Origin of the sequence: Vibrio sp. DW001 (genome assembly GCF_029016285.1) — a bacterium.
GTDB lineage: Bacteria > Pseudomonadota > Gammaproteobacteria > Enterobacterales > Vibrionaceae > Vibrio.
This window is the reverse complement of the sequence record NZ_CP091975.1, coordinates 330,282-352,925: the sequence shown is the minus strand read 5'-3', so window position 1 is coordinate 352,925 and position 22,644 is coordinate 330,282. Positions and strand designations below refer to the sequence as shown.

19 protein-coding genes and 1 riboswitch are annotated in these 22,644 nt (G+C 41.4%); of the genes, 8 read left to right on the top strand and 11 right to left on the bottom strand.

Going from position 1 to position 22,644, the window contains the following annotated elements; translation table 11 throughout:
* Positions 1 to 2: 2 nt before the first annotated feature.
* The 7 genes from L3V77_RS01735 to mpl form a co-directional block, all read right to left on the bottom strand.
* Entirely contained in the window at positions 3 to 731 is a 729-nt protein-coding gene (locus L3V77_RS01735; RefSeq protein ID WP_275135460.1) for a pseudouridine synthase, read from the bottom strand.
* A 108-nt stretch (positions 732 to 839) separates the two neighbouring features.
* A complete protein-coding gene (rapA, locus tag L3V77_RS01730) occupies positions 840 to 3,743 on the bottom strand; it encodes an RNA polymerase-associated protein RapA (protein WP_275135459.1) in 2,904 nt (967 codons plus the stop codon).
* Positions 3,744 to 3,987: 244 nt separating this feature from the next.
* Positions 3,988 to 4,695: a thiamine ABC transporter ATP-binding protein gene (thiQ, locus tag L3V77_RS01725; protein ID WP_275135458.1), complete on the bottom strand. Its 708-nt coding sequence runs from the start codon at positions 4,693 to 4,695 to the stop codon at positions 3,988 to 3,990.
* Positions 4,679 to 6,274: a thiamine/thiamine pyrophosphate ABC transporter permease ThiP gene (gene thiP, locus L3V77_RS01720; RefSeq protein ID WP_275136671.1), complete on the bottom strand. Its 1,596-nt coding sequence runs from the start codon at positions 6,272 to 6,274 to the stop codon at positions 4,679 to 4,681. The genes thiQ and thiP overlap by 17 nt, the downstream gene beginning before the upstream one ends.
* Before the next feature lie 86 nt (positions 6,275 to 6,360).
* Positions 6,361 to 7,344 carry a thiamine ABC transporter substrate binding subunit gene (gene thiB / locus L3V77_RS01715; RefSeq protein WP_275135457.1) on the bottom strand — a complete coding sequence of 328 codons (984 nt, stop codon included), beginning with the start codon at positions 7,342 to 7,344 and terminating at the stop codon, positions 6,361 to 6,363.
* A gap of 46 nt (positions 7,345 to 7,390) precedes the next feature.
* Positions 7,391 to 7,517, bottom strand: a riboswitch (TPP riboswitch).
* A 75-nt stretch (positions 7,518 to 7,592) separates the two neighbouring features.
* Positions 7,593 to 8,210, bottom strand: a complete 618-nt coding sequence (locus L3V77_RS01710) for a flavin prenyltransferase UbiX (protein ID WP_275135456.1) — start codon at positions 8,208 to 8,210, stop codon at positions 7,593 to 7,595.
* A 49-nt stretch (positions 8,211 to 8,259) separates the two neighbouring features.
* Positions 8,260 to 9,621, bottom strand: a complete 1,362-nt coding sequence (gene mpl / locus L3V77_RS01705; protein ID WP_275135455.1) for a UDP-N-acetylmuramate:L-alanyl-gamma-D-glutamyl-meso-diaminopimelate ligase — start codon at positions 9,619 to 9,621, stop codon at positions 8,260 to 8,262.
* Between the two features lie 261 nt (positions 9,622 to 9,882).
* On the opposite strand from mpl, the gene fbp reads away from it, so the two are divergent.
* The gene (fbp, locus tag L3V77_RS01700; protein ID WP_275135454.1) at positions 9,883 to 10,896 is read left to right on the top strand and encodes a class 1 fructose-bisphosphatase; all 1,014 of its coding nucleotides are present in this window, start codon (positions 9,883 to 9,885) and stop codon (positions 10,894 to 10,896) included.
* A gap of 82 nt (positions 10,897 to 10,978) precedes the next feature.
* Here fbp and L3V77_RS01695 read toward each other — a convergent pair whose 3' ends face one another.
* From L3V77_RS01695 to L3V77_RS01685, 3 genes are read right to left on the bottom strand one after another with little or no spacing between them, the layout of a single operon-like run.
* Positions 10,979 to 11,329, bottom strand: a complete 351-nt coding sequence (locus L3V77_RS01695) for a gamma-glutamylcyclotransferase (RefSeq protein WP_275135453.1) — start codon at positions 11,327 to 11,329, stop codon at positions 10,979 to 10,981.
* 10 nt (positions 11,330 to 11,339) lie between these two features.
* Positions 11,340 to 15,104, bottom strand: a complete 3,765-nt coding sequence (locus L3V77_RS01690; RefSeq protein ID WP_275135452.1) for a translocation/assembly module TamB domain-containing protein — start codon at positions 15,102 to 15,104, stop codon at positions 11,340 to 11,342.
* Positions 15,101 to 16,813 carry an autotransporter assembly complex family protein gene (locus L3V77_RS01685; protein WP_275136670.1) on the bottom strand — a complete coding sequence of 571 codons (1,713 nt, stop codon included), beginning with the start codon at positions 16,811 to 16,813 and terminating at the stop codon, positions 15,101 to 15,103. The genes L3V77_RS01690 and L3V77_RS01685 overlap by 4 nt, the downstream gene beginning before the upstream one ends.
* Positions 16,814 to 17,066: 253 nt before the next feature.
* Between L3V77_RS01685 and msrA the strand changes: the two genes are divergently transcribed.
* Positions 17,067 to 17,699 (top strand): peptide-methionine (S)-S-oxide reductase MsrA, encoded by a 633-nt coding sequence (gene msrA / locus L3V77_RS01680; protein WP_275135451.1) that lies wholly within the window; start codon positions 17,067 to 17,069, stop codon positions 17,697 to 17,699.
* Positions 17,700 to 17,741: 42 nt separating this feature from the next.
* Here msrA and L3V77_RS01675 read toward each other — a convergent pair whose 3' ends face one another.
* Entirely contained in the window at positions 17,742 to 17,951 is a 210-nt protein-coding gene (locus L3V77_RS01675; protein ID WP_275135450.1) for a DUF1107 family protein, read from the bottom strand.
* Between the two features lie 264 nt (positions 17,952 to 18,215).
* Here L3V77_RS01675 and L3V77_RS01670 point away from each other — a divergent pair, with 264 nt between their 5' ends.
* From L3V77_RS01670 to L3V77_RS01645, 6 genes are all read left to right on the top strand, one after another.
* Positions 18,216 to 18,767: a YtfJ family protein gene (locus tag L3V77_RS01670; RefSeq protein WP_275135449.1), complete on the top strand. Its 552-nt coding sequence runs from the start codon at positions 18,216 to 18,218 to the stop codon at positions 18,765 to 18,767.
* A gap of 155 nt (positions 18,768 to 18,922) precedes the next feature.
* Positions 18,923 to 19,234 (top strand): DUF2607 family protein, encoded by a 312-nt coding sequence (locus L3V77_RS01665; protein ID WP_275135448.1) that lies wholly within the window; start codon positions 18,923 to 18,925, stop codon positions 19,232 to 19,234.
* 61 nt (positions 19,235 to 19,295) lie between these two features.
* Entirely contained in the window at positions 19,296 to 19,910 is a 615-nt protein-coding gene (locus tag L3V77_RS01660; protein ID WP_275135447.1) for a DUF2796 domain-containing protein, read from the top strand.
* Between the two features lie 63 nt (positions 19,911 to 19,973).
* Positions 19,974 to 20,690: an ABC transporter ATP-binding protein gene (locus L3V77_RS01655; protein ID WP_275135446.1), complete on the top strand. Its 717-nt coding sequence runs from the start codon at positions 19,974 to 19,976 to the stop codon at positions 20,688 to 20,690.
* Positions 20,687 to 21,946, top strand: coding sequence for an ABC transporter permease (locus L3V77_RS01650; RefSeq protein ID WP_275135445.1), 1,260 nt, complete (start codon positions 20,687 to 20,689; stop codon positions 21,944 to 21,946). The genes L3V77_RS01655 and L3V77_RS01650 overlap by 4 nt, the downstream gene beginning before the upstream one ends.
* Before the next feature lie 16 nt (positions 21,947 to 21,962).
* Positions 21,963 to 22,487, top strand: a complete 525-nt coding sequence (locus L3V77_RS01645) for a DUF3299 domain-containing protein (protein ID WP_275135444.1) — start codon at positions 21,963 to 21,965, stop codon at positions 22,485 to 22,487.
* The last annotated feature ends 157 nt before the right edge of the window (positions 22,488 to 22,644 follow it).

The following is a 22,644-nucleotide window of genomic DNA, read 5'->3' as shown; positions in this document are numbered from 1 at the left end:
TCTTAATTATTTTTTAATAGTTTATAATTTGGCAACACTTTATCTACGGTAAAGTGTTGTAATATTTCTTCTTTTGCCTCTCTATAAAAGTCACAAGCGACAAAGGCTGTGGCTAATTCATCGTTCCTTGGATGATAAAAACTTAGCTCCGTTGAATGCAGTTCTAATCTATTTGTGTAAGTTTGCGCCTCTGGATGTGCATAGAACTCATCGCCAATAATAGGGTGACCTATTGCCATCATATGAACTCTCAACTGATGCGATCGTCCAGTGATGGGCAGCAATCGAACCAAAGTAGTATGGGCTTCTCGACTTACCACTTGATAATGTGTTTGAGAGGGTTTTCCATGCTCATAACACACTTTTTGTCTTGGCCGATTAGGCCAGTCACAGATGAGAGGTAAATCGATAAGCCCTTTATCTTGTTCAAGATCACCCCACACTCTTGCGTAGTAAACCTTATGGGTCAATCGATATTGAAACTGTTTCTTAATGTGTCGTTCCGCATCTTTGCTTAACGCAAATAACATCAAACCAGACGTTGCCATATCGAGACGATGAACGACTTGAATCTCTGGGTATTCGACCACCAATCGACTCCAGAGACTGTCGTAATGCTCTTTTAGTCTACCGGGAACCGAAAGCAGTCCAGCCGGTTTATTGGCCACTAAGATATAGTCATCTTGGTCGATTATTTGGATAGGATCTTGCGATGGAAAATAGTCGATCATTGGTTTTCGATTTCTCAGTAAAAATTTTGATAGCTATCTAATAAAACACAAGCAACCTATAACAGGTAACTTGTGCCTTATTATCATTGAGGTCAGATCAACCTAATCTTATTTATGCGAAACAACAATGAGTCGTAATGAATCGAGCTGAATCTGAGCTTTAGAGATATACCCCGTCAGCTCTAAGATTTGATTTTCTATCGCTTGTAGCTCTTCATCACGAATATTTGGGTTCACTGCTTTTAGTGCTTGTAACCGCTCAAGTTCGCCATTTAACGTGCTAAACATCTCTTTTTGCGCCTGTTCTCTAACGATGTCGAGCTTACCACCGATACATTTTTCACCCGCTTCAATAAGCTTGCGAATATCGCTCTGCACACTCGATACAAGCTTACTCGCTAAACGGCGATTGACCGGGCTCAATTGACGGTTAAAGCTTTCAAATTCTACTTGCTCTGAAAGGTCATTCCCTTTGCCATCCATCATCAAACGAATAGGTGTCTGTGGTAAATACCCACTGATCCCGCTTCGTTTTGGTGCTTGTGCATCAACCAAATAGACAAGTTCTAATAGCATAGTGCCAACGGGTAATGCTTTGTTTTTAAGCAGAGAAACCGCCGTTGTACCAACCCCTTCACTCAATAAAAGGTCTATACCACCTTGAATCATCGGATGTTCCCAACTGATGAAGTTCATATCCTCACGAGATAATGCCGTCTCACGATCAAAGGTGATGGTTGCACCTTCATATGGAAGACCGGGATAACTTGGTACCATCATATGTTCAGAAGGAGTAACAACGAGTGCTTTCTCGCCTTTATCATCTTGATTCAGACCAATGGTATCGAACAGGCTAAGCGCAAATGTGATCAGGTTTGTATCGCCATCGGTACTGGCAATTTTTTCTACTATTTTCAGTGCTTGTTCGCCACCATTAGAATGCATCTCTAACAATCTATCTCGGCCATGTTCTAGTTGAGCTTTGAGCTCTTGATTGAGTTTATTGGATGCGCTTATTAACGGCTCAAGGTCGCTACCTTTTCCACCCGCAAGAAGATCCACCAGTTCCTCGGAATATTTGTCATAAACCGCGCGCCCTGTAGGGCAGGTTTCGGAGAAAGCTTGTAGCCCTTCTTCAAACCAACGAGCTAAAATACCTTGAGAAGAACCATCAAGATACGGCACAAAAATATCGATATCTCGTTGCTGACCTATTCGATCTAAACGACCGATACGCTGCTCTAATAAATCAGGATTAAATGGCAGGTCGAACATGACTAGTTGATTAGCAAACTGAAAGTTTCGCCCCTCAGAGCCAATTTCGGAGCAAATAAGAACCTGAGCTCCACCTTCTTCTTGTGCGAAATAAGCCGCCGCTTTGTCCCGCTCTATAATTGACATGCCTTCGTGGAAAACGGTGGCACGGATACCCTCTCGTTCTCTCAATGCTTGTTCTAATTGAAGTGCCGTTGTCGACCTAGAAGCAATCACTAAAACTTTCTCTGAGCGCTTCTCTTTTACCTTTTCAATCAACCAATCAACTCGGGAATCGAACTGCCACCACGAACCACCCTCTAACTCTTGAAAAATCTCTTCTGGGTAAAGCTTTCGTATTGCCTTTGCTTCTGAAGGTAGATCTTTATCGAGCATGTTCGATACTCGCATTGCTCGTGCATACTGCTCAGGCATGACCATTGGTAACAAATGAACCTTACGCTTTGGGAAACCCTTAATCGCCGATCGTGTATTTCTAAATAACACACGTCCAGTGCCATGGCGGTCCATAAGATTATCAATCAACTCATGGCGGGCTTTGTCTTTCTCATCATCAGGAAGTTCTGCTTCAATAATTCGAAACAGTGGCTCAACATCTTGTTCAGAAAGCAGTTCCGTTATCTGATTTTTGACTTTATTTTCAAGCTTATTTCCAGAAAACAGGTTACTTACCGCGTCTGCCACCGGTTCATATTGCTTTTCTTCTTCAACAAAAGCTTGATAATCATAGAAACGGTCGGGGTCAAGAAGACGTAAACGGGCAAAATGACTCTCATGACCTAACTGCTCTGGCGTTGCCGTTAATAGCAAAACAGAAGCCGTATTATTCGCTAACCCCTCTACAACTTGATACTGGCGGCTAGGTGCATCCACGCTCCACTCCAAGTGATGTGCTTCATCGACAACGAGCAAGTCCCAATTACCATCCACAATTTGTTCAAAGCGCTTTTGATTCTTGGTCAGAAAATCCAAAGAACAGAGCACATACTGCGCAGTATCAAATGGATTTTCCGCGTCAACATGAGCTTCGATACAACGCTCTTCATCAAAGATAGAGAAGTGCAGATTAAAACGGCGCATCATTTCAACGAGCCATTGGTGCTGTAGTGTTTCCGGCACAACAATAAGAACACGTTCTGCACTGCCGGATAACACCTGTTGATGGATAATCATGCCCGCTTCAATGGTTTTACCTAACCCCACTTCATCAGCAAGCAGAACGCGCGGTGCGTGTCTACGCCCTACTTCATGAGCGATAAATAATTGGTGGGGGATAAGACCTGCACGCATTCCGCATAAACCACGCATCGGGCTCTTATGTTGCTGGTATTGATTCTTCAACGCGCTATAACGCAATACAAAGTTATCCATTCGATCTATCTGACCTGCAAACAGTTTGTCTTGCGGTTTATTAAATCGAATTTGGTTACTAAGGAATATCTCTCTTAGCATAATGCCACTTTCTTGCGTATCTTCTCTTGTACCTACATAGGTTAGAAGGCCATTATCTACTAGAACTTCTTCTACCTTTAAAGACCAACCTTCTTGGCTCTCTATGGAATCTCCAACATGGAATATAACGCGGGTAATTGGGGCTTCTTTTTGGGCATAAACTCTATTTTCTTCAGACGCAGCGAACATTAACGTAACGGTTCTTGCGTCCAACTCTACGATAGTACCTAAACCCAAATCGCTTTCTGTATCACTTATCCAGCGTTGACCCAAAGCAAATGCCATATGATTGATTACCTCTATGTTGGAGTAGACTCGCGTCTATTGTTCTATTCGGTGATGCCTATTGATACACATATTATAGGCAGATAAGATCGACTATTCTCCTATTTATCTAGAAAGAAAAGCCGAGCTTTTTAAGGTCGCCAATATTACTTCAAGCCGCTATATAGATCACGACTAAAAGAGAATAAAATGATAATTGTCGACACGGAGTTTATCTAGAACCATGAACTTTCAACCAATTAGGTCAACTTGAACCAGCTTTCACAAATGCACGTAACTTTTCGTTGCTGTGTTGAGCACTTAATTGAATGATGGGCTCATGAATGAGCGCTTTATACTCGTCAACAAAGATGAAATCTGTCGCTATCGCTTTCGCATCACTAATATGATGCGTCACCATCACTACGGTAATCTGTCTATCATCTGCAAGGCGTTTAACGAGCATCAACATTTCTTCTCTTAAGATAGGATCGAGAGCCGAAAACGGTTCATCTAACAACCAAATGCAGTGTGGTTGAACAAAGCAACGTGCTAATGCTACACGCTGCTTCTGACCACCGGAGAGTTTTTCAGGTGTTCGATCTAATAGCTCATCAATGCCGACCTGTTTAGCCGCATCAATTACCTGATCTTTTTGTATCACCGTTAGCTTTAAGCCAGGGTGTAACCCTAAGCCTATATTTTCTCTAACCGTTAGATGGCTGAACAAATTATGTTCTTGGAATAGCATGGCGAAAGGTCTTAAATGAGGCTCTTGGTTTAGCAATGAGGCATCATTAACCGCTATGTTTCCACTTTCTGGATGAATAAACCCTGCAATGAGGGCAAGTAAGGTTGATTTCCCTGAGCCACTAGGTCCCATAAGCGCGACAATGCGGCCATCTTCAAGCCTAAAATCAAACTTAAAAACCTCTTTATGGTAACGATAGTGAACATTATCGACATTGAGCATACGTTTTCCCAAATACCTTTTCGACTATAGTGAAACTGCCTACACTTAATAGCAATAACGTTAAGGATACCACCGCGGCGGCTTCCATTTGATAGCTACCTAACAACTGAAAAAGGTACAAAGGCAAGGTTCTAAAATCTTGGCTGCCAAACAGAGCTATTGCGCTAAGATCACCCATAGAGAGCATGAAACTTATCGCAAATGCTTGCGCTATCGGTTTTTGTAATCCTCTCCATTCTATCAATAAAAATCGACGCCAGCCTTTCATTCCCAAACTCATGGTGAGAAATTGATACTGTTGTAATATCTGAAAGAATGGTTGAGACAATGTCTTAATTACATATGGCAACGCCATCAAACTATTAACAGCAACCACAATAATAAACGCGAGGCTATACACATCGGTTATTTTTCTAAGCAGTAAAAACAGCCCTGTACTAATAACCAAGCCAGGCGTAACGAGAATAATTGTGCCAATAAGTTCGATACCATTTGCATAATTAGAACGGCCCTTACTTCTCCATATTCGACTTGTTTGAAGTATAGCGACACCAATAAACAGAGCGATGACACTCGCCGAACAAGCAATACTTAATGAAGCCTTAACTGCTTGCCAAAATCGGTCATCTTGAAGCACTTGCCACAGTTTTGAATTCAATCCACTCAGTACCACCATCATCAGCGGTGGTAAGACGATAAGTGACGCAAAGGCTATCCAACTGCAGTCCCATAATTTTGCGCGGTTATTGTCTTGGGTAAAGATGATAGAGTGCGGATTGGATTGCATAGTTAAAATATTTGGCTTACTTATTTTTTGTATCGATAGTGATAACAGACCGCACAATAACATCTGCCATATTGCTAATAACGCACCAGCTTGCAAGTCAAAATCAAACTTGATTGCTTGGTATATCGCTAATTCTATTGTCGTTGATTTCGGCCCACCACCCAACGCCATAACGGTAGCAAAACTCGTAAAGCAGAGCATGAATACTAAACCACAAACATGAGGTAACTGTTGTCGTAACCTTGGCCATTCTACCCACTTAAATTTGTACCAATGACTCATACCGAGGTGAGAACAGAGCTTATGTTGTTCTGGAGGGATACCTTCTAAAGAGAGAAGTAATAAACGGCTAGCATAAGGTAAATTAAAGAATACATGCGCGAGTAATATGCCATTTAGGCCATATATTGAAAAGGGTAATTCAACATTCCATTTATTGAGCCACGTCGCCAATAAACCGCTATTTCCATAAATGGCTAACAGACCGAAAACACCCACAAGAACAGGTAAAACAAGTGTGCTTGAAAATAACTTTAATAGAAACGATTTACCCATGAAATCCCGTCTTGATAGCGAATGCGCTACGGGTATAGCTAAACCAACACTAAGCAGTGTTGACAAGAAAGCTTGGTAAAAACTAAATTTGGTGACATGTAGATAGTAAGGGTCAGAGACTACCTGAGTAAGATCGAGATTGGGCGCGTATGAAATAAGCGCTCCAAACGCCGAGGCGACAAAGACCACGATAAACACAGCAATAACAATGCCTAACTTCGGCGTTTTACTCATAATTCAAGACACTCGGACACTTCAATCTCTATTGAAAATTCAGCTTATACCAATCAGGATAATCAATTACAAACATGCCTAATTGAGTATTATTGAACTAAAGCTGATTGCCATTCTCTTATCCAGTTTTTGCGCATTTCCGACACTTCATCAGAAGAGTATGAAAGAGCTTTTTCCGGAACCGTCAGCGTCTCAAAACCTTCAGGCAATGGAACATTCGTCACTGGGTACATCCAGTTACCGGTTGGCATTGCTGATTGAAACTCATTACTTAAAATAAAGCTCATAAACTCGTCAGCGAGCTTAGGTTTTTGGGAACCTTTCACTTTCGCAGCTACTTCAGTTTGCATGTAATGCCCTTCATTAAAAATAGCCGCGGCATATTTTGCATCATTTTCAGCAATTAAATGATAAGCAGGAGAAGTGGTGTAAGAGAGAACAAGGTCCGCTTCTCCCTTTAAAAACATCGAATACGATTCAGACCAGCCTTTCGTCACGGTCACGGTTTTTTTAGACAGCATTTCCCACGCTTTACTAACGTCGTCACCATACACAGACTTCATCCAAAGTAATAAACCTTGTCCGGGTGTAGAAGTACGTGGGTCTTGGTATATCACTTTTAAATCATCACGTTCTTCGACAAGTTCTTTTAAGCTCTTAGGTGGGTTTTGTAGCTTATCTTTGTTATATACAAAAGCAAAATAGCCGTAATCAAAAGGAACAAATGTACTGTCTGACCAACCCTTAGGTAGTGTTGTAACAGAGGTGTCTACGTTGTGTTCTGTTAACAGCCCTGTCTTTTTTGCTTCCGTCATTAAATTCGTATCTAACCCTAAAATGATGTCCGCTTTACTGTTGCTATCTTCTAGACGTAAACGATTAAGAATAGACACCCCATCATCTAATGCGACAAACTCTAAGTCACAACCACATTGAGCTTCAAAGGCTTTTTCAATTTTTGGGCCTGGGCCCCAATCGGCGGCAAAAGAATCATAGGTATATACCGTCAGTTTATCGGCGGCAAAAGTAGAAAATGAAAGGGTTACTGCTAAGGTTGAAATAGTGTATTTCACTGGACGCTCTCCATGTTTTGAGCGGCACAGGCTTGAGGGAGGATTTTGATTTATCCCGCTCAATTCCTACGCCAGTATTATCTGGTTCAGGTGTACGGGTTCTAAGGAAAACTTAATCTCAGCCCAATAGTTGATCATATAAAAATAACTATTGAGCACCCCGATGAGTCGACAGTGATTGTATACGTAATGTAATGAAGATACTAGCCGCGAGAACAGAGGCTTATCCGCCACGCTAACAAGCCAGTTTATCGATTGTCATATCCCCAACGCGCAACGAGTTTTTGCTCAATATCGAGATGATCTAATATTCTTGCCACCATAAAATCCACCAAGTCGTCGATGGTTTTAGGTTGATGATAGAACCCCGGAGCCGCGGGCATAATAGTCACACCCATCTGAGAAAGCTTATGCATATTCTCTAAATGCAATGTGGAAAAAGGGGTTTCTCTAACAACCAATAATAGCTGACCGCGCTCTTTCATAACCACATCTGCCGCTCGTTCTATGAGGTTGTCTGACATGCCATGGGCAATGGCAGCCACACTACCTGCAGAACAGGGACAAACCACCATTTTTTTAGGTGCGGCACTGCCTGAAGCAACAGGAGAAAACCAATCTTCTTTACCACACACTTCTAATCGTTCAGGTTTGCAGTTCAGTTGTTTAATCAGCACCGCTTTGGCCGCTTCAGGACCACTCGGTAACTTTAGGTTGTGTTCGGTTGCCATCACAACACGAGCCGCTGAAGAAATGAGCAGGTAAACTTTATAATCTGCCGCTAGCAGGCATTCTAGCAACCGTAAACCATAAGGTGCACCAGAGGCGCCAGTAAATGCCAAGGTAATTGTTTTGTCTTTAATCATCTACATTCTCTGCATTGTTAAAATGTCCACTATTTCGGTTGGATAACATCTATTTACTCTTAGTCAATCCACCTAACAACCTATCGTGGATATCGTCAAAGCCACCATTACTCATCACGAGTATTTGATCGCCCTCCGCTGCTTCTTGCAAAATTTCAGCAACAAACACGTCTATATTATCACTCACAAAAGTAGGTTGAGCACAGTGTTTGGCAATGTCTTCTACTGACCATTTTAAATTATTTGGCTGATACAGGTATATAGAGTCCGCTTTAGATAACGACGTCGCGAGCGTTTCCTTATGGATACCCATCTTCATCGTTGCTGAGCGAGGTTCCAATACCGCAATTATTTTTTGCTTCCCCACCTTATTACGCAACCCATCCAGTGTCAGTTCTATCGCGGTAGGGTGATGAGCAAAATCGTCATAAACCGTGACACCTGCGACCTCACCTTTTAGTTCAAGGCGCCTTTTGGTATTAATGAACGACGCTAAAGATTCGCAGGCCAGATCCGCAGTAACACCGACATGTCTTGCTGCGGCCACCGCCATCAATGCATTGCTAACATTATGATCTCCAACCAAATCCCACTTCACTGTACCAACTAATTCGCTGCGAAAAAAAACATTAAATTCGCTGCCATCTTTTTCGATTTTCTCTGTTTTCCAGTCACAAGATTCATCTCCGATCAGCTCTTGTTCACTCCAGCAGCCTCTTTCCAGTACATCTTGAAGCGCCATTTCTGATTTAGGAGAGAATATTCGACCATTACTCGGGATTGTTCGTACTAAGTGATGAAATTGTTTCTTAATTGCTTCAAGATCATCAAAAATATCGGCATGATCGAACTCAAGATTATTCATTACTAAGGTGCGAGGGTGGTAGTGAATGAATTTTGACCGTTTATCGAAAAATGCACTGTCATATTCATCAGCCTCAACTACAAAGAACATGCTGTTTCCTAGGCGTGCAGATACCCCAAAATTCCCTAAAACACCACCAACAAGAAAACCTGGCTCGTAACCACAATCCTCAAGTATCCATGACAACATGCTTGCTGTTGTTGTTTTTCCATGAGTGCCAGACACGGCTAATACCCATCTATCATGGAGGAGAAACTCTTTTAACCACTGTGGACCAGACGTATATTTTAGATTGTGATCAAGGACATACTCTACACACGGGTTACCTCTACTCATGGCATTACCAATAACAACGAGATCAGGATTAGATTTTAGTTGTGAGGGGTCAAAACCCTCAATAATTTCTATACCTTGAGATTCCAGTAACGTACTCATGGGTGGATACATATTTGCGTCGCTCCCTGTTACTTTATGCCCCAGCTGACGAGCTAACACCGCCGCGCCCCCCATAAAGGTTCCACAAATCCCCAAAATATGAATGTGCATTTTATTTTTCCTAAGCTTGCCTGTTTGACTGCACTAATGTGATCGATCTATCAGAGAAAAGCAATCATTCGACTCAGTTGCAGATAACATGTGATACGTAGTTGAAACAATTTGTATATCAAATAGTTACTTCATTACCAATAAAAAGTTTAATGCCATACAATTGAGCTTGTTGCAACGAACATATAATAATGAATTAGCGCTATAAGTCATTGTAACGAAAAAGTCCTCTAAATCATCAGAAAACGTTAAGGATATAACATGTCTGAATTTCGCACACTTGGCGAATTTATAGTAGAGAAACAAAGTGACTTCCCCCACGCTAGTGGAGAACTATCTTCATTATTGGCCTCAATTCGACTTGCAGCAAAAATCGTAAACCGTGAAATCAATAAAGCAGGACTTGTTGATATAACTGGCTCGGTTGGTGCTGAAAATATACAGGGTGAAGAACAACAAAAGCTAGATTTATACGCGAATGACAAATTCAAAGCGGCACTCGAGGCTCGTGATCAAGTGTGCGGAGTGGCAAGCGAAGAAGAAGATGAAACCGTTGCATTTAATAAAGAGCTAAACAAAAACGCAAAATATGTGCTCTTAATGGATCCGTTAGATGGATCATCTAATATCGATGTCAATGTTTCCGTCGGTACAATTTTCTCTATTTATCGCCGCGTTTCACCTGTTGGCACGCCACCAACGCAAGAAGACTTTTTACAACCGGGTGAAAAACAAGTTGCCGCAGGTTATGTAATATATGGTTCATCAACGATGTTGGTGTACACAACGGGTAATGGTGTGCATGGTTTTACCTATGACCCTTCCATCGGTTCTTTCTGCTTATCTCATGAAAGTTTAATCACTCCTGAAACTGGCTCTATTTATTCTATCAACGAAGGCAACTATATTCGTTTCCCACAAGGGGTTAAAAAGTATATAAAATATTGTCAAGAGAGTGTACCTGAAGAGAATCGGCCTTATACTTCGCGCTATATTGGTTCGTTGGTTGCTGATTTTCATAGAAACTTACTAAAAGGCGGAATCTACTTATATCCGAGCACAGAAAGTCATCCTAATGGTAAACTTCGCCTTCTTTATGAATGTAATCCTATGGCATTCATCATTGAACAGGCCGGTGGCATAGCGTCTGACGGCAAAAATCGCATCATGGAGCTGAAACCAACCGAGTTACACCAACGTGTGCCTTTCTTTGTTGGATCGAAAGCGATGGTCAATAAAGTGGAACAGTTTATTGAGCAGTATCCCAACGAATAACGGTTTATCTTCATAAGAAAAGCCGCTTTTCGTCAAAAATAAGCGGCTTTTTTTACCTTATCGACACAAATACCTTCTAAAATTACTTATTTCGATACAACCAGTTGCCCGATGTTATCGCTTCATCAAGTGGACTCACTTCTTGATAAAGATAAATCCACGCCGATCCATAAGGCGTATCTATAGGGTCTCGTCTATAGTCAATTGGAACATTTTCGAGACGATCTAATCGCTGTAGTACATCATCATCAACGCTATACACTTCACCTAACACCTTACAATTGCCCTGCGTAACGCCTGGATAGGAGCCGTAATTGAACAATTGATAGTTCGGTTCGGTTTCAAAAAAACCAAGGTACTCACTATCACTGAGTACGTGATGATTAGATTCACCTTTACGCAACGTTCCGTAAACAAAAACCAGATGTCGCATGTATTACTCCCTAATCAAATTCAAATTGATATAACAGATCAACTGCACTATCCATTCCTGACACCGCTTCCAAATATAAATCCGTGACTAATTTATACCTAACCGTGAATTCTCCAAATGAATCAAATATACCAACTCCATATTTCACTTGTAGTTCTGGAGTCAGATAGCCACTGACCGTCACCTGAGATTCTTCTCCTGACCCAGCGGTGTCCAACTGCAGATCAGACACGCCAAAGGTTTCACCGATTTGTCCTACTAACTGTCCACTCTTAGCCAAACTTAGGCCAATTAGAGCCGTTGTCATGCTACTCCCACCAGCTGCGCCATCAAGATCCTGTCCTCTCAATAGGTAGGACAAAGCATTCTGTTGCGGCATAGATGGTTTAGAGTAGACCTCGATTGCTGGCTCGTTTGCCGGGCCAGTTACTCGAATACCCGCCACAACATCATCTTGCGTGTTGTCTGGGTTTCGTACCGCATCAATAGCAAGATAAGGTTGATCTGGCGGTCCATTCATCAACACTTTCCCTTCAACAATGATTAAGTCTTGTCCAAAAGATCGATAAGCGCCATTGACGACCTCTATCTCTCCAACAATAAATGGTCCTTTGTCTTTTTGGGTTACATTCAGTTTGCCGACGAGTTCGCCCTTTAAACCAAAAGCCGCCAATTTAAAGTCATCGCCAATATGGATATTTACGTTTGTTTCCACTTCGATAGGAAGCGCTGTACTTCCTTCTTCAGGCTGAAGGTTTTTATTCAGAATTACTTCATCGGAAGAGACACCTATCGCACTAGGCGGCAGTTCTTCAACCGTAATATTTCCCCAGGGTAGATAAATATCGCCTTCAATAATTGCTCGTTTAGGGGTAATGGCGATCTGCATGTCTGGTTTTATTTTTACTTGAACGATCGGTGGAAGAGTGACATTCAGTTCTTCGGCAAACACTTTCACATTGGTCGACCAAGCGGATAAATCTTCCCAGTTTGCGTCTCCATCAAGTTGTAGCACACCATCAGGTGTTTCGATATCCGCATTTAGTCGCGCATTGTAGCCAGAGAAATCGATGGCAATGGTCCCATTATTAACCTCAACAGGCGCAATATCACCCTGTGCAATAATCTCATCGATGATAAATTTGCCATTAACTTTTGGATGCTTAACTGGACCTGAAATTCTTATATCAGAATTTATATCCGCATTGACCTTGCTGTACTCTCCCACCAAAGGCTGAATCATATCTAAATTGATGTTATCTAAAATAACCTGAGCATCCAGTCCCTGATGTGTGGCTTGAACATCAGGGACTTTCAGGTTTCCTTTGATATCCCCATTGTCTGCAAGATCAAAAAGCCAATCGACCGAAAGACTATCTTTGTGTAACTGAGCATTAAGCACAATAGATTCCCAAGCTAATACTATGGGTTGTTCTATCTGTTGTGTTAGCTTTCCTTTAGGTAATGAGACCTTAAATTCAGCATCTAGCTTTTTATTTGGCGCCCAACTTGCCCATGCTTCAGCATTGAATTCCCCATCAATATTGGTCCCTTTAGGGATAAACATATCAAGCTGACTAAACACAAAATTTTGAACTTCAAGATGCGCTTCACCAGACTGTCCCGCAACAAGGTCTTTGCTTAAACAAACCTCCGAGTTAGCTTGTGTCCAGCAATGGGCTTGGACATTGGCAACCTGGCTATCGACAAGAAAACTAACCGCAACAGGATGGTCTAAAATCCATGGACCTTGTACTGTAGATAGTTCCGCTTTATCTAGTGTCCCCTTCCAAGCTAATTCGGGCTTTTCATGCAAACCACCAGCAATATGAATATTCGCTTTTAGTAAATCAGACAGCACATCAAGGCTAAGTTGGTGTTTTTTTTGCGAACCAGAAAACGAAAGATCAATCGAGTCTATGGTCTTATTTTCATATACAACGTTACTTATCTTAAGGTCAAGCTCGCCAGCAGGTGCTGGTAATGGTGCTAAATCACTGGACAGAGTAATATTAGAAATAGTCGCAATATCTAGATACGCGATTTTTTCTGCTGAAAGATCGGTACGAATTTCAGGTGTCTTAAGTTCACCACGTAATGCAATTTGACCATTAACACTGCCTTTAAAGTCAGGAAGTGATTTTTCAATATCAGGAAAATTAATACTTGTATCCATCGCCCACTTTTTGTCTAGTTGTCCTGAAATATTTAGTCCATTTGGCCCATGCTTGACGACAAGTCCACTTGTCATCACTTTGAGATCACCTGTTCCCTTTTCATCGCTCGCGAGTAACTCACCTTCAATAGTAAGAGGGTATTCTCTAATTATCCCTTCAATATCCAAAAGAGGTAATTCAACCTGCCACCCACCTGAATCAAATAACTCTCCAGTGGTCGTTAGCGATCCGTTAACGACACCTTCTGCTTGTTCCCACTCTAATCCAGGTTGAATATTTGACAAGCCCAATTGGGCTTGCCAATTAACCGGGGATTGCCAGTTTGCCATTACTTGACCAGAAACCTCCCCGCCGAGTGTTTTAAGTAGAATAGATTCAAGTTCCACTCGTTCTAAATTGCCTTCCCCTTTTACTGTAAGGTCGAGAGGTGGGATGCCTTTTCCGTCGGCAATAGTCGCGATATCTAGTTGATAGCCCTTTAATGAACCGTTGGATTTAATATGATCAACATCCACGGTGTAATCAGCGACCCCAGTTAATGGCCATTGCGCGTGACCAGCAGTCAATTCGATATCAAAAGGTAGTTCCGGGTTAAGCGATTCAATTCGCCCATTTAACCGCGCCTCAATTGCGCCCGTAAGCTGCGCATCAAGTTGTAGCTCTGCTACGCTCCCTTCTGCTCTTAATACGAGATTTTGCCCTTTTAGCTCCGTCTGCTTGACCAACGCCGACACCTCTAAAACCATCGGATAGCCGTCTCTCAATTCAATTTCTGACTTCAATTCAATATCAGCTTGTGGCGTATCTAACGTAAGTTGTTTTACATTAACCTCGTAGCCTTGTGCGTGGGTGGATAAGCCAAGATGATTTACTATAACGGGTGTTTCACCTTTTACGCTAAAACGATATAAGTCGAACTTCTCCAGATCAATCTCTAAAGGAATCAACACATCGGGTAATGTAATTAGCGGCTTGGTTTGATCAGTATTGGCAACGTCTTTTGATTCTGACGCTTTATCAGCAACCTCTGCCAATTCAACGTTAACGTCCTCAAAAATAGTGGGATGGATGGTTAATTTGCTACCACTCATCTCTATTTGACTGGTAAAGGTCTGCCAACTGATTTTATTTCCCAAAATATTTAGGTCGATATCAGACAGCGATAGACGGCGAACATAAATGGGCACTGGTAGTCGAATTTCGGTTAAAGGTTCTGATGAGTCAGAAGGACGTTCTTTACTCGCGGACGGCAATCCAGTTAAGGCAAAGTCTAGACCATCAATTTTCAACTGTTCAACGCAAACCGACGGCGTAAGAAAACAGCTAGGTGTGATAGCCAAAGTGATTTCTCTACTTTTTGCTTCAATATTAAATTCTTCCGACTTATAGGAAATATCAAACAGAGAGAACTCTGGCAACAGCGCCCCTTCACTCTCCTTAATCACCAATTGAGGCAAGACTTTCTCAGCACCCCAAATAACAGTGTTGAGACCACTATTGGTGAACAGGAGCCCCAATAAGATCAACAAGATAAGTAAAATCAGACATATAACACTAAATAAAGATCTCTTTATCCATTTAACCGCTACCTTCGTCATAACTCTGGTCCCAACGCAAAATGAACGCGGAACTGATCACCACTCTCTTCAGCCAATCCCCAAGCTAAATCGAGTCGAATCGGTCCAACAGGAGATGCCCATCGCACACCAAAACCAGTTCCAATTTTGGCTTCTGGTGTCGCAGACCATGCATCACCGGCATCGACGAAAGCCGCTAACCACCAATCTCCTTTAATTCGATATTGATATTCAAGTGAACTCGTCGCCATGTATTTAGCCCCAATAAGGGCTCCAGTGTCATCCGTAGGAGAAATAGATTCATAATCGTAACCACGCAGATTATTATCGCCACCAGCAAAAAAACGAATTGAAGGAGGAAGATCAAGAATATTATCGACAAAGTTTGCCGCTAAATCGACACGAGCGATGCCCCGATGATTACTTCCCAAGCTATTAATCCAAGTTGAACGGGTCTGAATACGCAGCATTCGTGCTCTTGATATCACGCTGTCATCAGACAGTTCAAAACTCACCGAATACTTATTACCAAACTTAGGCATTGAACCACCGGAGCTTTTCGTCTTAGAAAAGGAAACGCCTGGAATCGCCATTTTTATATCGTCATTTTGAGAGCCTTGAGTAAAGTCCTCATGTAGATACCTTAAAAAGAGGTTTCTATGCCAACCATTTTCCAACTGCCAATGCCGTTCAACAACGGTGTTCACCTCTAAGCTATCTGTATCAAGTTTATCTTCATACTTCATACCATATTGAACTCGATAATATTCGTTAAGCACGTCCTCTAAAGGAATCTTATAACCTAAAACAATGGTTTGCTCTGGAGAGGAAAGCGATAAGCTTGAATCAAAACTGTGTCCGTATGTGTTAACCCATGGTTTATTCCACTTTAATGTCCCCCTAACGCCAACATCCGTAGAATAACCTATACCCGTTTCGATCTTATTCTTCGATTGCGGAGCAAGAGACACCTCCATTGGTAGCAATTGATTCTTTTCTACATTTTTCAAATCTGGTTTGACAAAAACGGAAGAGAACCACTCTGTATTTGATAGACGTTGATTAAGCAAACCAACATCAGAAGCTAGGTATGGTTTACCTTCTTCATAAGGTATCAGAGAACGCACTTTATCTTCTTCAATTTGGCTGCCCACAATAATGGTTTTTCCAAAATTATACCGAACGCCACTATCATAATGTAATCGTATAAAAGCTTGATTAAGCTCAGGTGCAACCTCTAGTGCCGTCTTTGTAAAATCCCCATCAAAATACCCTTTCGACAAGGCTAAATTTCGGATACTCTTTTTTAGTGCGTCGTATTTACTATGATCTAATATCGACTGTTCTACCAAACCAGACTTCGCAATCAATGATAGAAAATCGGGATCTTGTTTCGCTCCACCCTCTAATTCAATGTCGACAACGTCAATCAACACAGGCTCACCTTTTTCAACTTTAGCCGTCAAGGTCTCCTCATTTTCAGAGATAATAAAGGTAATTTCAGGTTGATAATAACCAAGTGCTTTAAGTGCGGTGATAATAGTATCTCGAAGGCGAGACTGAAAGCGAAGCGATGTTGAGTAATCCTCTTCGGAAATTGCAGCGACATATACATTCGTATTCTCTTCAAGAGCCCCTTCTAACCCTTCAATATTCAAAGCAATACTTGCCCATGCCCCCTTGCTTAATAGCAACAACATAAACAGAACAACGGTCAACTTTTTTATTATTTTAAAATATTGAAACACAGACTGAAACGAACCTTATCGCGGCAACATATCCTTATGAACAAAGCTTAACTCATAATGAATCAACCTTATACACATGTGTTATCAAGATGTCATATTATGTGTATTATTGGTGAAATATCACATAAGCCTTTTGTTATATAAGCATTTGTTTCTGATTAGCTGATATCGATATAAGCAGAAGAAGACAATCCTTTATACTCAATCTATTAAGACTGGAAAAGGACCAAGTATCATGTTCAACAAACAGAGAGTAGTGACAAGTGAAACCGCATTAAAAGGTCGTTCGACACCGATACCTGTCACCGAAAAACACGTTGTAAACGATACAGACATCACCGCTCCAGTACCTAAAGATCATGAAGAAATAGTGCTTGGACTTGGATGTTTTTGGGGCGCCGAACGTTTATTCTGGCCACTGGAAGGGGTTCACTCGACTTCTGTAGGATACAGTGGCGGCCACACTGAGAACCCAACGTATGAAGAGGTATGTACTGGAAAAACAGGTCATACTGAGGCTGTACGAATCATATTCAACCCTAGAATCATCAAACTATCACAACTTCTCAATTATTTTTGGGAGAAACACGACCCGACGCAAGGCATGCGTCAGGGAAATGATCTCGGCAGCCAATACCGCTCTGCAATTTACACGTTTAATGACGAGCAATTTAAGATAGCCAAAGAGAGCGAAGCGCAATACCAATCTGCATTAGATGAACAACAAAAAGGTCAGATCACAACGGAAATAACAGCGGCCAACATATACTATTTTGCAGAAACCTATCATCAACAATATTTAGCAAGAAATCCAAACGGGTATTGTGGATTAGGCGGAACGGGCGTCTGTTTCCCACCAAACGTATAGGTTGTTTTTTATACGCAGGACGGATGCTCAGGAAATCAACCTTTACACCACGGCAATAGTAAGGTTATCGATAGTGACGTTCACTTCTTTCATTATCGATAGTTTTTTCTTATCCGTTAAATCAGGAAGTAATACTCTCCCGCTATCGAAATAAAATACGCCAATACCTTCAATTGAAAACTCCCCTTTAAAAAGGTTTTTTACAAAACGTGCCACTTGAAGTGGACGATAGGTGGAAAAAACTCGAGTCATAATAGGCAACATTCCCTTCATCAATACCAAACCCGTCGCGGCAAATCATTACAACTTACTCTGACAGCCAAACACAATGAATAATTTACTCAGAATAAAATGCAAATTTAGAGCCAAGTTCAAAAAAATCGTCACCTTTTTTACTTTTTCAACTACGCTATGTATACCTAGCTGAACGCCATTCTTAAGAATGACCCCGTTTATTTCTAGGAAGATAAACCCCTTACTTAATAAGAGGTTTAGATAAAATAAAAGGAATATAAAATGAAAGTAAAGTCTCTCACTGCATTGATACTGTGCGCCTCACCAATATTGGGCTTCGCGCACACTATTACCTTAGAGCAAACCGTACCTAATGTTGCCATTGCGAAACACGGCGAACTTTTTGTTGAAAATAAAGATATCGCTTATAAAGAGTGGAACAGCACTCAACTCCCCAACAAAGTTAGAGTTATTCAAGCTATTGCAGGAAGAAAAAGCGCAAAAAAAATGAACGCTGATTTGATGGCGGCAATAACCGCATCAAAATTTCCGGCAGATCGCTATCAAACAACCACCATTATCAACCAAGATGATGCGATGTGGGGTACCGGTTCATTTGTGAAATCTTCCGCTGAAGACAGTAAGACCGAGTTTCCATGGTCTTCTATTGTTCTGGACAAAAATGGGACGGTTGCAAAATCTTGGCAACTACAAGAAGAGAGCTCAGCCATTATTGTGCTAGATAAAGAAGGCAAGGTTCTCTTTGTAAAGGAAGGGATATTGATAAAAGACGATATAACTCAAGTACTTAACCTTATTTCTTCTAGCTTGTAATCTTTTGTTCATCTTTTTCTGAAAAAATGGCGCTATAGCGTCATTTTTTCATGACCGATAAATTTCAATCATTAATGACAATTATTCACATTTGTCTTGCAGAGTAATTGTTATATTATTACATTTAGTGTCCTAGCACCCATTTTGCATCAATTATGAACGCACAGTTTGTTGGTTTTACTCGCCTTACCGTAAAAAGGTTAACCTCATTTGTCTTAGTACTTGTACTATGGACAGGCTTTGCATTCATTGAACATCAACTAGATACTGATAAAGCACATCACGAACATCATCATTGCCAGCTTTTTTCTCACGCAATTCATGGTGTGTCATCTGCATTACCTGTTTTACCCGTTATCATTCAAAAACCATTTCAAACAGATATTGATTCTATTGCGGCTGCTTTTCGATCTCTACCGATAGAGAAAGCACGAGCACCGCCGAAATCCTCAATTCACTCATCGTAAATAAATAACCTGAACTCGGACCAACTATATTTAATTATTTTCAAATTGAGGTTTTTCAATCATGAAACACATATTCAAATTATCACTATTATCGACACTCGTTTTAGCCACATCTGCACAAGCCGAAGAAGGTTTTCGCCAACATGAGGCACACATACATGGCCACGTTGAGTTTAATATGGCTCAGGAAGGCAGCGAGTTATTAGTAGAAATTACGGCTCCGGGCTCTGATATTGTTGGCTTTGAACATGCGCCAGCAGACGAACAACAACATCAACTGATTGAACAAGCAGAGCAAACCCTAAAACAAGCGGAAAGTATTTTGCTTATCTCTCAAGATGCCAACTGCCGTGTAGAACATATTAATGTGACCAACACATTGGAAAGCGAGGAACAACATGGCGAACATGATGAGCATGATGAGCATGATGAGCATGAAGGAGATGAACATAACCATGACGACTCTCATGAAGGAAGTGAACATGAAGAAAGTGGGCATGGCCAATTCACCGTAGAATATCATTTTGAGTGCAGTGAAATATCTAAGCTACATCAGGTGAAAACGACGTGGTTTGAGCACTTTCCTAAAACGGATAAAATTAGCGTCAATTTGTTAACGGATACTAGCCAAAAAGCGTTAGAACTTAACAGTAACCACACTCTTATTCAGTTTTAGCTTATAGGTGGCTACGTCGCTCTTTCAGATGTGGTCACCTACATCATGGCAATGGAACAAACAATGAACAAACCAACCAAAGTTGTCTCGCTCTCACAGATTAGTTACCGTTGGGCGAACGATATATCACCAACGCTAAAGTTTGATCAATTAGATATTAATCGAAGTGAACATCTATTTATTAAAGGTCCAAGTGGAAGTGGGAAGTCGACACTACTTGGCTTGTTAACCGGGATAATTACCCCTCAAAATGGCAAAGTACAGATTTTAGATACCGACATTTCTACGCTGAAGCAGAATCAAAGAGATAAATTTAGAGCCGATCATATCGGCTACATTTTTCAACAATTTAATCTGCTGCCTTATCTATCAATGATTGACAATGTGATTCTACCTTGTCATTTTTCAAGCATTCGAAAGAGAAACGTCGACGGTGAGCTAAGAAAAACAGCGGCCCAACTGCTAAAACGCTTACACCTAGATGAAAATCTACTCAATAAACCCATTGTTGAATTAAGTATCGGGCAACAACAGCGCGTAGCCGCTGCTCGAGCGCTCATTGGACGTCCCGAACTGCTTATCGCGGATGAACCCACTTCTTCACTAGACTTTGATAACCGAACCGCCTTTATTGAACTGCTTATGGAAGAGGCTGAACTCGCCAAGTCTACACTGATATTTGTCAGCCACGACCCAACGCTTGAATCGATGTTCGATCGAAGCATTCAACTCAATGACCTTAATGAACAAGCGTTAACACTCGCTAAGGGGACGAAATGAAAACCATCGCTCACTTAGCTTGGAAAAGCCTTACCAACAGAAAAGCGACAGCAATACTCACTATATTAACCGTTGCCATTTCCGTCATTTTGTTGATGGGAGTTGAACGCATACGAACCCAAGCAAAAAGCAGTTTTGCAAATACTATCTCAAGCACCGATCTTATTGTCGGTGCTCGTTCTGGTTCAGTAAATCTTCTTCTCTATTCCGTCTTTAGAATAGGCAATGCAACCGCTAATATAGATTGGAAAAGCTTTGAAGAAATCCGCCAACAGCGCTCTGTAAAATGGGCTATCCCTATCTCTCTCGGCGATTCGCACAAGGGTTTTAGAGTCATGGGGACGAATCAAGACTACTTCAAACATTTCAGATACGGAAAAAAACAGCCACTTGAACTAAAAAAAGGGCGACCATTTAACTCGTTGTTTGAAACCGTTTTGGGTGCCGATGTAGCAAAACAACTTGGTTACAACATTGGCAGTGACATCATTATTGCTCACGGCATAAGTGATGTCGCTTTTAGTCGACATGACAACATCCCATTTAAAGTTGTCGGCATATTTGAACCGACTGGTACACCTGTAGATAAAACCGTACACGTTTCATTAGAAGCAATAGAAGCTATTCATGTGGGGTGGGAATCAGGCGCAAATTTAGGTAACACACCTAATGCTGATACGTTAGCTCAACAAAGATTCCAGCCCGAACAAATAACCGCGTTCATGCTTGGATTGAAATCTAAAATTCACACATTTGCCTTACAACGGAAAATAAACACGTATAGAAAGGAACCCCTAAGCGCTATTTTACCGGGTATCGCTTTACATGAATTGTGGGGCATGATGTCAGTAGCAGAAACCGCATTAATGGCGGTATCCGGATTTGTCGTTGTAGCAGGCTTACTCGGTATGCTAAGCAGTCTACTCACTAGCCTACAAGAACGACGTAGAGAAATGGCCATTTTAAGAGCGATGGGCGCACGACCCAAGCACATCTTTATATTGCTGATAAGTGAAGCGAGCGCATTGACCTTCGTAGGTATCGTAGCTGGCCTCATTGGTCTTTACTCTCTGCTCGCAATTGCTCAACCGATTATCCAGCAGCTCTATGGCGTCAACGTCGAGCTGTCCATGATCACTGGCTACGAATGGATGCTTTTAGGACTCGTTCAACTTGCCGGTGTCATTATCGGTTTTATTCCAGCATTTAGTGCTTACCGTCAATCATTGGCGGATGGCATGACAATTCGAATATAAACATCATAGGTAGAATATGAAAAATGTAGCATTAATTGTCAGTTTATTAAGCGTCTTTCTGATGCCAGTTCAGGCTGTTGCTTCAGATGAAAGTGCCTCAACAAAGCAATCCGATATATTGCAATTGGAGTGGATAGATTTAATTCCAGAAAATGAACGAAACCTCGTAGATAGTGTTGGTATGCCTTTGCAACTCAGTCACGAAGAAGACGCACCTGAACAGTCCAGATTGGGTGGGGTTAGACAGGAATTGAACGGAAGCATTGTTAAAATCCCTGGCTTTGTGATTCCGCTAGAGGGTGATGAAAATAGGGTTACTGAATTTATGCTTGTTCCCTTTTTAGGTGCTTGTATTCACGTTCCACCACCACCACCAAACCAATTAATCTATGTACGCTTTAAAGGTGGCGCTCCCGTACAGGAATTATGGGATGTCGTATATATCGTCGGAAGGCTAAAGACAGAAACGGTCAGTCACGAATTAGCGGAAGTGGGGTATGTTATCGAAGGAATGGCGGTTGAAGTTTATGATGACCAGTAATCAAAAAATAATCTAACTTACTTATTGGTTTATTTGTTTTCATTGATTGATTATTACATCAAAAAATTAGACAGATAAGCCAATACTGCTACATATATAACGAAAAGTAATGTAGCAGATAGCTGCTTTTTAAACTTATTGTCGTTTGACTGCGCCA

Bases quoted from the DNA above. Each gene is read 5' to 3' on its own strand.
- mpl (WP_275135455.1), bottom strand. From the start codon at position 9,621: ATGCACATTCATATTTTGGGGATTTGTGGAACCTTTATGGGGGGCGCG.
- L3V77_RS01675 (WP_275135450.1), bottom strand. From the start codon at position 17,951: ATGACTCGAGTTTTTTCCACCTATCGTCCACTTCAAGTGGCACGTTTT.
- L3V77_RS01650 (WP_275135445.1), top strand. From the start codon at position 20,687: ATGAAAACCATCGCTCACTTAGCTTGGAAAAGCCTTACCAACAGAAAA.
- L3V77_RS01690 (WP_275135452.1), bottom strand. From the start codon at position 15,104: ATGACGAAGGTAGCGGTTAAATGGATAAAGAGATCTTTATTTAGTGTT.
- L3V77_RS01655 (WP_275135446.1), top strand. From the start codon at position 19,974: ATGAACAAACCAACCAAAGTTGTCTCGCTCTCACAGATTAGTTACCGT.
- L3V77_RS01665 (WP_275135448.1), top strand. From the start codon at position 18,923: ATGAACGCACAGTTTGTTGGTTTTACTCGCCTTACCGTAAAAAGGTTA.
- L3V77_RS01670 (WP_275135449.1), top strand. From the start codon at position 18,216: ATGAAAGTAAAGTCTCTCACTGCATTGATACTGTGCGCCTCACCAATA.
- L3V77_RS01695 (WP_275135453.1), bottom strand. From the start codon at position 11,329: ATGCGACATCTGGTTTTTGTTTACGGAACGTTGCGTAAAGGTGAATCT.
- L3V77_RS01710 (WP_275135456.1), bottom strand. From the start codon at position 8,210: ATGATTAAAGACAAAACAATTACCTTGGCATTTACTGGCGCCTCTGGT.
- L3V77_RS01645 (WP_275135444.1), top strand. From the start codon at position 21,963: ATGAAAAATGTAGCATTAATTGTCAGTTTATTAAGCGTCTTTCTGATG.
- rapA (WP_275135459.1), bottom strand. From the start codon at position 3,743: ATGGCATTTGCTTTGGGTCAACGCTGGATAAGTGATACAGAAAGCGAT.
- L3V77_RS01735 (WP_275135460.1), bottom strand. From the start codon at position 731: ATGATCGACTATTTTCCATCGCAAGATCCTATCCAAATAATCGACCAA.
- msrA (WP_275135451.1), top strand. From the start codon at position 17,067: ATGTTCAACAAACAGAGAGTAGTGACAAGTGAAACCGCATTAAAAGGT.
- fbp (WP_275135454.1), top strand. From the start codon at position 9,883: ATGTCTGAATTTCGCACACTTGGCGAATTTATAGTAGAGAAACAAAGT.
- thiQ (WP_275135458.1), bottom strand. From the start codon at position 4,695: ATGCTCAATGTCGATAATGTTCACTATCGTTACCATAAAGAGGTTTTT.
- L3V77_RS01660 (WP_275135447.1), top strand. From the start codon at position 19,296: ATGAAACACATATTCAAATTATCACTATTATCGACACTCGTTTTAGCC.